The following is a 9,404-nucleotide window of genomic DNA, read 5'->3' as shown; positions in this document are numbered from 1 at the left end:
CTCGGCCTCCTTCCCACTTCAACCATACACCAGAACCAACACACAGGATCCTAGGGTCTGCGCGCGTCGCTTCGCTCCTTGCTCCGCCCGTGGATGACGAAAGGAGAGGGGCTTCGGCCAATCGCGAGCGTTTGTGGTGATTCCTCATCCTGGATGCAGCCCTGATGCCGCCTGGGCATCAGCTTACCTTTCCACCAAGATGCGCCTTCAGCGCCATCTGCGCGAGGCTCGCCTGGCGGTCGCGATGCGTGATCATGGCGAAATCGCGCTTCGGCAATTCGACCGGCACGGCCCTGAGACTGCCCTCCGCCAAGGAGCGCGCGACCACCAGTTCCGAGATGATCGTCGCCCCCGCGCCGGCCTCGACCGCCTGACGCACGGCCTCATTGCTGGGCAGGACGAGGAAAATCTGCAGCTCGGCCGGCGGGACCCCTTGGCTGAGCGCGAAATCCTCCAGCGCCTCCCGCGTGCCCGACCCGCCTTCCCTGATGATCCAGCGCAGCGCCCTGATATCGAGGTTCCCCGCGCGCGTCGTCGTCATTTCGGGATGCGCGCGCGCAACCACCAGCATCGGATGGTCTTCGTCGACCGTGGCGCGACGCAGGATGTCGGACTCGGTACGGCCCTCGACCAGTCCGAAATCGGCCCTGCCGTCCAGCACATTGGTCTCGACCTGCCTGGTGTTGCCGATCGTCACGCTCAGCTTCACGGCGGGATAGGCCTCATGGAAGGACGCCAGGCGACGCGGCAGCCAGTAGCTGGCGATGGTCTGGCTGGCTGCGATCGACAGGCTGCCGGCGACGGTCTGCGAAACATCCTCCAGAACGCCGCGGGCGGCGGCGGCGCGATCCAGGACAGCCTTCGCCTCCGGCAGGAAGCGGTGACCGGTCTGGGCCAGTTCGATGTTGCGGCCGACCCGGTTGAACAGGCGCACGCCATGCTGGCTTTCGAGCGCGCGAATGGCAGCCGACGCGGCCGACTGCGAGATGCCGAGCCGCTCGGCGGCTTTGGTCATGTGGCCGTGCTCGGCGACGGCGACGAAGATGCGCAACTGATCGAGAGTCATGGGCCAACTAAGAAGCAAAGCCGATCGGAATTACAAGAGCTGCTTGTTAGACGGATCAATTGCTTTGTTCTAAGTTTTTGCCTGAAGTTGGAAAAAATTGGTCGTTAGAGGCCAAGAGTGGGAATGGCAGGGCGGTTCAAATCCCTTTTCGCGCATTGGAGCCGTCGGCTGAAGCGGCAGCTCGCCGGCGAGCGTTATCATCCCGAGCTCCATTACATGCGCGGGCCGGGACCCAAGACGAAGGCCAAGATGGCGAGCGGCAAGGGCGTGCGCGGATCATGAGCAAAGCCGCGCCCCGCGGCGCCAATTCCGCACCCTCGCAGCGGCCGCTGGCGGACAGCCGAGCACCGAACGAGGGCGATGGCGTCGAGACCTCGCCTGAAGTCTCCGACCGCATCGCCAAGACCACCTGCTACATGTGCGCCTGCCGTTGCGGTATCGACGTCCACATCAAGGACGGCAAGGTGCGCTACATCAACGGCAACAAAGACCACCCGGTGAACCGCGGCGTGATCTGCGGCAAGGGCAGCGCCGGCATCATGCAGCATTACAGCCCCGCGCGGCTGAAGAAGCCATTGCTGCGCACAGGTCCGCGCGGCTCGGGCGAATTCCGCGAGATCGAGTGGGAGGAAGCGCTGACCATCGCCACCGAGAGGCTGTCGGCGATCAGGCGCACCGATCCGAGGAAGCTTGCCTTCTTCACCGGGCGCGACCAATCGCAATCGCTGACCGGCTGGTGGGCTTCGAAATTCGGCACACCCAATTTCGCCGCGCATGGCGGTTTCTGCTCCGTGAACATGGCGGCCGGCGGGCTCTATACGATCGGCGGCTCGTTCTGGGAATTCGGCGAACCCGACTGGGACAACAGCAGATATTTCATGCTGTTCGGCGTCGCCGAGGACCATGATTCCAATCCGATCAAGATCGGCCTCGGCAAGCTCAAGACGCGCGGGGCCAAGGTGGTTTCGATCAATCCCTGCCGCACGGGCTACAATGCCATCGCCGACGACTGGATCGGCATCAGGCCAGGCACGGACGGCCTGTTCGTGCTGGCGCTCGTCCACGAATTGCTCAAGGCCGGACGCGTCGATCTCGACTATCTGCTGCGCTACACCAACGCGCCCGTGCTGGTCGTGCAGGAGCCGGGGGCCGCCGACGATGGACTGTTCGTGCGCGGCGTGGACGACAATCCGCTTGCTTGGGACAGAGTGGCGAAGCGGCCGGTCAATGCAGCCGACCCCGAAGCCAAGCCGGCGCTGACCGGCAGCTATGAGATCGGAGGGCGGCGTTGCGTGCCTGTCTTCCAGCTCATCGCCAAACGCTATCTCGACGAGACGTACTCGCCGGACGCCGTGGCAGAGCGCTGCGGCCTCACCGCCGACACGATCCGGCGGATCGCGGCGGAGCTGGCGCATGTCGCCTTCGAGCAGACGATCGAGTTGCCGATCGCCTGGACCGACTGGGCCGGCCGGCGACACGAGACAATCAAGGGCCGACCGGTCTCGATGCATGCCATGCGCGGCATCTCGGCCCATTCCAACGGTTTTCACACCTGCCGCGCCATTCACCTCCTGCAGGTGCTGCTTGGCACTGTGGACGTTCCGGGCGGTTTCCGCTTCAAGGCGCCCTATCCGCGCTCGGCGCCGCCGGGGCCGAAGCCATGCGGAAAAAATACCCAGCCGATGACGCCGCTGGACGGCATGCCGCTCGGCTTCGTCTGCGGCCCGGACGATCTTCTCGTCGACGAGGCCGGCCGGCCGACCCGCATCGACAAGGCCTACTCCTGGGAAGCCCCCCTGGCCGCCCATGGGTTGATGCATTCGGTGATCCGCAATGCCTGGGCCGGCGATCCTTATCCGATCGACACGCTGCTGATGTACATGTCGAACATGGCATGGAACTCGTCGATGAACACGGTCGAGACGATTGCCATGCTGACCGACAAGGACGAGGCGGGCGCCTACAAGATCCCCTTCATCATCTATTCCGACGCCTATTATTCCGAGACGGTGGCGTTTGCCGACCTGGTGCTGCCCGACACCACCTACCTCGAGCGGCATGATTGCATCAGCCTGCTCGACCGGCCGATCAGCCATGCGGACGGGGCCGCCGACGCCATCCGCCATCCCGTAGTACAGCCGGACCGCGACGTGCGGCCGTTCCAGTCCGTGCTGATCGAGCTCGGCGCGCGGCTTGACCTGCCCGGCTTCGTCGACGAGGACGGCTCGGCGAAATACCGCGACTATGCCGATTATATCGTCAGCCACGAACGCACCCCCGGCATCGGCCCTTTAGCCGGCTGGCGTGGCGAGAATGGCGACGCGATCGGCAGGGGCGATGTCAACCCCGACCAGCTGCAGCGCTACATCGACAATGGCGGCTTCTGGCACCACGATTTTTCCGACGAGCAGCGCTATTACAAGATGGGCAACCGCGCCTATCTCGACTTCGCCGTCGAGATGGGTTTCATCGCCAAGGCCGAGCCTATCGTTTTCCAGCTTTATTCAGAGCCGATCCAACGCTTCCGACTGGCGGCGCGCGGGCATGGGAAAGTGCAGCCGCCGGGCGCCGAGCGCGGGCGCATGGAAGCCTATATGGACCCGCTGCCGTTCTGGTACGCGCCCCTCGAGGGCGATACCGTCGATCTCGCAAAATATCCGCTGCATGCGCTGACGCAGCGGCCGATGCACATGTACCATTCCTGGGGTTCGCAAAATGCGTGGCTGCGGCAGATCACCAGCCAGAACCGGCTGTTCATGCACACGCAGACCGCCACCGGCCTTGGCCTTTCCGACGACGACTGGGTGTGGATCGAAAGCATCAATGGCCGGGTGAAGGGCCAGATCAAGCTGATCGACGGCGTGAACCCGGACACGGTGTGGACCTGGAACGCGGTCGGCAAACGGCGCGGCAGCTGGGGGCTGAAGGACGATGCGGCGGAGAGCAATCGCGGCTTCCTGCTCAACCACATCATCGGCGACCAGACCGCAGCCGACGCCAACGGCAAGCGCTATTCGAATTCCGATCCGGTCACAGGACAGGCCGCGTGGTTCGATGTGCGCGTGCGGATCGTGAAATGCGCGCCGCAAGAAGCCGGCTTCACCGAGCCGCAATTCGAGCGTTTCGCCCAGCCGCCGCATTTCGGGCCTTCGCCGGACGTGCTTCGCTTCGGCACGCAATTCCGCATGAAGAGGGAAGCCGCCGAATGACCTGTCTACCCGTGCAAACCGATAAGAAACTCGGCCTCGTCATCGACCTCGACACTTGCGTCGGCTGCCAGGCCTGCGTCACCGCCTGCAAGGAGTGGAACACCGGCGGCCACATGGCGCCGCTGACCGACATCGACCCCTTTGGCGGACATGTCGACGGCGTCTGGTTCAACCGCGTGCACGCCTACGAGCACACGACGGAGCTGGGCGGCCGCACGGTGAACTTCCCGCGCTCCTGCCTACATTGCGAGCAGCCGGCCTGCGTCACCGTCTGCCCGACCGGCGCCTCCTACAAGCGTGCCTCGGACGGCATCGTGCTGGTCGACGAAGATAAATGCATCGGCTGCAAATTGTGCAGCTGGGCCTGTCCTTATGGCGCGCGTGAATTCGACACCGATGTCGGCGTGATGAAGAAATGCACGCTCTGCGTCGACCGGATCTACAACGACAATCTGGCGGAAGACGATCGCGTGCCGGCCTGCGTTGCCGCTTGCCCGACCAGCGCCCGACATTTCGGCGATCTCGGCGATCCTACATCGGCGATTTCGCAACTTGTCGAGGAGCGTGGGGGTGTGGCGCTGATGCCGGAGCTTGGCTACCAGCCGACCAACAGATATTTGCCGCCGCGCGCCCGCAGCCAACGTGCGGCGAAGGTCGACGCGCCTGCGCTGGTGCCGATCAAGGCCGAGGGCGGCTTCCTCGGCTGGATCGACCGCATGCTTTCGAACTAGTCGATCATGCATCCCGCTTTCTCGGTCGTCTTCTTCACCACCGCCACCGGGGCCGGCTACGGCCTGCTGGCGCTCCTCGGCTTGCTCGGCGGGTTAGGGTTCATTCCCGCCGACTTCTGGCTTGGCCTTGTCGGCATGGCGCTGGCGCTCGGCGTGATCGCGGCAGGGCTGTTGTCCTCCACCGGTCACCTCGGCCGACCCGAGCGCGCCTGGCGCGCCTTCTCGCAATGGCGCAGCTCGTGGCTGTCGCGCGAAGGCGTGGCGTCGGTCGCAACTTTCATTCCGGCTGGCTTGTTCGGCATCGGCTGGGTGCTTCTCGGCAAGAGCAGCGGCTGGGTGGCGGCCGCCGGGCTGCTGGCGGCGGCAGGCGCGGTAATGACGGTCTGCACGACAGGCATGATCTATGCGTCGCTGAAGCCGATCGCGCAGTGGCACAGCCGCTATACTTTGCCTGCTTATCTCACCTTCGCAGCGATGACCGGAAGCGTTCTCGCCAACGCCTTGCTCCAAGGCTTCAGGCAAGGTTCGAGGGCGATGCTGGCCTGGGCTCTGCTTGCCACGCTCGCCGGCTGGGGCTGGAAGCTTGCGACCTGGCGCTACAATGACCGGCTGGAAATCCCGACCACCGCCAACACAGCGACCGGTCTTTCCGGCGGCACGGTGCGTTCGATCGAGTGGCCGCACACGGAAGAAAACTATCTGCTGAAGGAAATGGGCTTCCGCATCGCACGCAAGCACAGCGCCAAGCTGCGGCGGATCACGCAGGCGCTGGCCTTTGCCGTGCCTGCGATCCTGCTGGCGATCGCTTTCTTCCTGCCGTGGCCTTTGGGCGCGATCGCATCCATGTTTGCGGCCGGCGCGCAGTTCGCCGGCATGCTGGTCGAGCGCTGGCTGTTCTTCGCCGAGGCGAAGCACACGGTCACCCTCTATTATGGGAGGGAGTAAGCTTCAGCCCGGCCGCAGCATCCAGCCGGAGATAGCAAAAATGCGCTCGGCGCCGAGCATATAGGCCACCAGCGTTTCCAGCCGGAACAGGCCGGCATAGGCGCGGTCGAGCACGTTGAGCGAGCCGGTGTAGGCGCCGAAGGCCGGCATGATCATGCGGCCGCCGTCGCTGGCAAAGCAGCGCCGCCGGACCGAGCGCCCGCGCTGGACGATGCGCGCGCAGGGGTGGAGATGGCCGGCGATCTCGCCTTCGACCCGCAGCTTTGACGGCTCATGGCGGAAGAGCAGCGAGCCGATGGCAAGTTCCTTCACCGTCTCGCCCAGCAGGTCGGCTGGCGCATCCGGGTCGTGATTGCCGGCGACCCAGAACCAGTCGCGGCCGGCCATCATCGCTTCCAGGCGCTCGCGGAAGCTCTGGTGCATGCGCCCGGCACCGCCGCCGTCATGGAAGGAATCACCCAGGCTGAGGACGATCCGCGGCTCGTAGTCGGCGATGACCGCCTGAAGCCGCAGCAAGGTGGCGCCGGTGTCGTAGGGTGGGATCAGCGTGCCGCGCCGGGCGAAGGACGAGCCCTTTTCGAGATGCAGGTCGGAGACGGCAAGCAGTCGCAGATCTGGGAAATAAAGAACGCCGCGCCGATCGCAGACCGCACGTTCGCCGGCGATGCCGACGATGTCGGCCTCGGCGATCAGCGTTGCCCGCGATAGCGAAAAATTCATCCCCTCTCGGCTCTTTCTTTCAGTCCGCCATGTCCGGCCCCATGGCCTCTTCGACGAGGGTGGCGGCATCCATCAGCAATGTTTCGTCCGCCTCGCCATTCACCGGCATCTTGCCGATTTCAAGCATGATCGGCACGGCCAACGGCGATATCTGCTCAAGGTTCTTATGCGTGATTCGACCTCGGATGCGCGAGAGCATCTCGGCAAGTCTGCTGACATCGAGCAACCCGGTCGCGGCATCCGTACGGGTGGCCTGCAGCAGAATATGGTCGGGTTCATGGCTGCGCAACACGTCATAGATCAGGTCGGTCGACACGGTGACCTGGCGACCGCTTTTCTCCTTGCCGGGGTGACGCTTTTCGATCAGTCCGGAAATCAGCGCGCAGTTGCGGAAGGTGCGCTTCAGTAGCCAGCTATCGGCAAACCAAGCCTCGAGATCATCGCCCAGCATGTCTTGATCGAACAGCGTGGCCAGCGACGGTTTCCTGTTCTTGAACATCCAGCCCATGTCGGCCAGCGACCAGATGGCAAGCGCATAATCGGTGGCCACGAACCCGACCGGCTTGGCGCCTGCCCGATCCAGTCGGCGGGTGAGCAGCATGCCGAGCGTCTGATGCGCAAGCCTGCCCTCGAAGGGATAGGCCACGAGATAATACCGGTTGCCGCGTGGGAAAGTCTCGATCAACAGGTCGTCGCGTTTCGGCAGGACGGACTTGTCCGCCTGAAACCGCAGCCAATCCGCCACCTGCTCGGGCAGCTTCTTCCAGCGTTGCGGGTCGTCGAGCATGGCCCGCACCTGCTCGGCGAGGTAAGTCGAAAGCGGGAATTTGCCGCCGCCGTAATAGGGCACTTTCGCGTCGCTGCCGGGCGCGTTCGAGACGAAGCACTCGTTCTCGCGAATGCCTTCGAAGCGCAGGATCTTGCCACCGAACATAAAGGTGTCGCCGTGGGTCAAGGTCTCCAGGAATGCTTCCTCGATCTTTCCCAACACCCTGCCGCCGCGCGAGGCTGCCCCTCTGCTGCCGGCCTGGACGTAACGCACATTGAGCGCCGGCACTTCGATGATGGTGCCGACATTGAGCCTGTATTGCTGGGCGACGGCCGGGTTTGAAACCCGCCATAAGCCTTCCTTGGTTTGCCGGATGCGGGCATAGCGCTCGTAATTTCTCAGCGCGTAGCCGCCGGTGGCGACGAAATCGATGACCCGGTCGAATGTCGGCCTGTCCAGGCTGGTATAAGGTGCGGCCGTCCTTACTTCATCGAACAGCACATCGGCATGGAAAGGCGCCCCGCAGGCGCAGCCCAGCACGTGTTGAGCCAAGACGTCCAGCCCGCCATTGACCAGCGGCGGCGTGTCCTGCGCGCCGAGATAATTGGCATCGAGCGCCGCGCGGCATTCCAGCACTTCGAATCGGTTCGCGGGAATGAGAATCGCCTTGGACGGCTCGTCCATGCGGTGGTTGGCGCGGCCGATACGCTGCGCCAAGCGACTGGCACCCTTGGGGGCGCCGACATGAACCACCAGATCGACATCGCCCCAGTCGATGCCGAGATCGAGCGTCGAGGTGGCGACGATGGCGCGCAACGCGTTTTCCCCCATGGCCTTCTCGACGCGGCGGCGCTGCGCGACATCCAGCGATCCGTGATGGAGCGCGATCGGCAGCGTGTCTTCATTGACGCGCCATAGCTCCTGGAACAGCAACTCGGCCTGGCTGCGCGTGTTGACGAAGAGCAGCGTGGTCTTGTGCCGCTTGATCTCGCGGTAAATCTCAGGCGTGGCGTAGCGGGCGGAGTGCCCGGCCCAGGGCACCCGCTCTTCGGAGTCGAGGATCGATATCTCGGGCTTCGCGCCGCCCGTGACGACGATGAGCTCGGACATCGCGCCGGGAGACGCCTGACTGACCAGCCAGCGCCGCAACTCGTCGGGCTCGGCCACCGTGGCCGACAGGCCAATGGTCTGCAACGCGGGAACAAAAGCGCGCAGCCGGGCCAGGCCGAGCGCCAGCAGATGTCCGCGCTTTGACGTGACCAACGAATGCAATTCGTCGAGCACGACATAGCGCAGGTCCTCGAAGAAGCGCCTTGCATCGTTCGAGGCGATCAGCAGCGCGAGTTGCTCAGGCGTGGTCAGCAGTATGTCGGGCGGCGCCAGTTTCTGCCGCTGGCGCTTGTGCGAAGGCGTGTCGCCGGTGCGCGTCTCGATGGTGACAGGCAGGCCGATCTCCTCGACCGGCTTGCCGAGATTGCGCTCGATGTCGACGGCCAACGCTTTCAGCGGCGAGATGTAGAGCGTGTGGATACCGCGGCGGGCTTCGCCCGGCCTTCGCCTGGGACGGTTGGCCAGCTCCGTCAGCGACGGCAGAAAGCCGGCCAGCGTCTTGCCGGCGCCGGTCGGCGCGATCAGCAGCACCGACTGGCCGCTTTGAGCCTGCGCCAGCAGCTCGAGCTGATGGACGCGCGGCGACCAGCCCTTTTCGCCGAACCATTTGACGAATGGCTCAGGCAGCAGGACGGCGGCATTCTGTTCGGCAAGGCGCGGCTGCTCGGTCACGAGCAAGAGGTAGCGCGGCGGCAAACAATCGCCAAGGAAAATCGGAACAAAAAGGGATCAACGTTCTTGCCCCGTTTACGGGGAGAGGGCGCCGGCAGGCAGGTGAGGGGCAGCGCCGGCAATCATAGTTTGGCTATCGGCGCAAACCGCCGCACGGTTCGCGCCGCTCCTCATCCGCCCTT

General features: G+C 64.6%; 7 protein-coding genes. 4 read left to right on the top strand and 3 right to left on the bottom strand.

What is annotated here, in order from left to right:
- Nucleotides 1-178 precede the first annotated feature (178 nt).
- On the bottom strand, nucleotides 179-1,066 hold the full coding sequence (locus LB528_RS24970; protein ID WP_224716680.1) for a LysR substrate-binding domain-containing protein: 888 nt from the start codon (nucleotides 1,064-1,066) through the stop codon (nucleotides 179-181).
- Between the two features lie 123 nt (nucleotides 1,067-1,189).
- Between LB528_RS24970 and LB528_RS24965 the strand changes: the two genes are divergently transcribed.
- The 4 genes from LB528_RS24965 to LB528_RS24950 are packed head-to-tail and all read left to right on the top strand — an operon-like array spanning nucleotide 1,190 to nucleotide 5,951.
- Entirely contained in the window at nucleotides 1,190-1,348 is a 159-nt protein-coding gene (locus LB528_RS24965) for a hypothetical protein (protein WP_224512993.1), read from the top strand.
- A complete protein-coding gene (locus LB528_RS24960; RefSeq protein ID WP_224716679.1) occupies nucleotides 1,345-4,275 on the top strand; it encodes a molybdopterin oxidoreductase family protein in 2,931 nt (976 codons plus the stop codon). Before LB528_RS24965 ends, LB528_RS24960 begins: the two co-directional genes overlap by 4 nt.
- Nucleotides 4,272-5,006 carry a 4Fe-4S dicluster domain-containing protein gene (locus tag LB528_RS24955; protein ID WP_224512996.1) on the top strand — a complete coding sequence of 245 codons (735 nt, stop codon included), beginning with the start codon at nucleotides 4,272-4,274 and terminating at the stop codon, nucleotides 5,004-5,006. The genes LB528_RS24960 and LB528_RS24955 overlap by 4 nt, the downstream gene beginning before the upstream one ends.
- A 6-nt stretch (nucleotides 5,007-5,012) precedes the next feature.
- Nucleotides 5,013-5,951, top strand: a complete 939-nt coding sequence (locus LB528_RS24950; RefSeq protein WP_224512999.1) for a dimethyl sulfoxide reductase anchor subunit family protein — start codon at nucleotides 5,013-5,015, stop codon at nucleotides 5,949-5,951.
- Nucleotides 5,952-5,954: 3 nt separating this feature from the next.
- On the opposite strand, the gene pdeM is transcribed toward LB528_RS24950, so the two are convergent.
- Both pdeM and LB528_RS24940 read right to left on the bottom strand, forming a co-directional pair.
- Nucleotides 5,955-6,671, bottom strand: coding sequence for a ligase-associated DNA damage response endonuclease PdeM (gene pdeM, locus LB528_RS24945; protein WP_224716678.1), 717 nt, complete (start codon nucleotides 6,669-6,671; stop codon nucleotides 5,955-5,957).
- A 19-nt stretch (nucleotides 6,672-6,690) separates the two neighbouring features.
- Nucleotides 6,691-9,222 carry a ligase-associated DNA damage response DEXH box helicase gene (locus tag LB528_RS24940; RefSeq protein ID WP_224513045.1) on the bottom strand — a complete coding sequence of 844 codons (2,532 nt, stop codon included), beginning with the start codon at nucleotides 9,220-9,222 and terminating at the stop codon, nucleotides 6,691-6,693.
- Between the last annotated feature and the right edge of the window lie 182 nt (nucleotides 9,223-9,404).

Origin of the sequence: Mesorhizobium sp. CA4 (genome assembly GCF_020165075.1) — a bacterium.
Classification (GTDB): Bacteria; Pseudomonadota; Alphaproteobacteria; order Rhizobiales; family Rhizobiaceae; genus Mesorhizobium.
The sequence above is the reverse complement of the archived record's forward strand: the minus strand, read 5'-3'. Positions and strand labels throughout refer to the sequence as shown.

Bases quoted from the DNA above. Each gene is read 5' to 3' on its own strand.
- LB528_RS24970 (WP_224716680.1), bottom strand. From the start codon at position 1,066: ATGACTCTCGATCAGTTGCGCATCTTCGTCGCCGTCGCCGAGCACGGC.
- LB528_RS24965 (WP_224512993.1), top strand. From the start codon at position 1,190: ATGGCAGGGCGGTTCAAATCCCTTTTCGCGCATTGGAGCCGTCGGCTG.
- LB528_RS24960 (WP_224716679.1), top strand. From the start codon at position 1,345: ATGAGCAAAGCCGCGCCCCGCGGCGCCAATTCCGCACCCTCGCAGCGG.
- LB528_RS24955 (WP_224512996.1), top strand. From the start codon at position 4,272: ATGACCTGTCTACCCGTGCAAACCGATAAGAAACTCGGCCTCGTCATC.
- LB528_RS24950 (WP_224512999.1), top strand. From the start codon at position 5,013: ATGCATCCCGCTTTCTCGGTCGTCTTCTTCACCACCGCCACCGGGGCC.
- pdeM (WP_224716678.1), bottom strand. From the start codon at position 6,671: ATGAATTTTTCGCTATCGCGGGCAACGCTGATCGCCGAGGCCGACATC.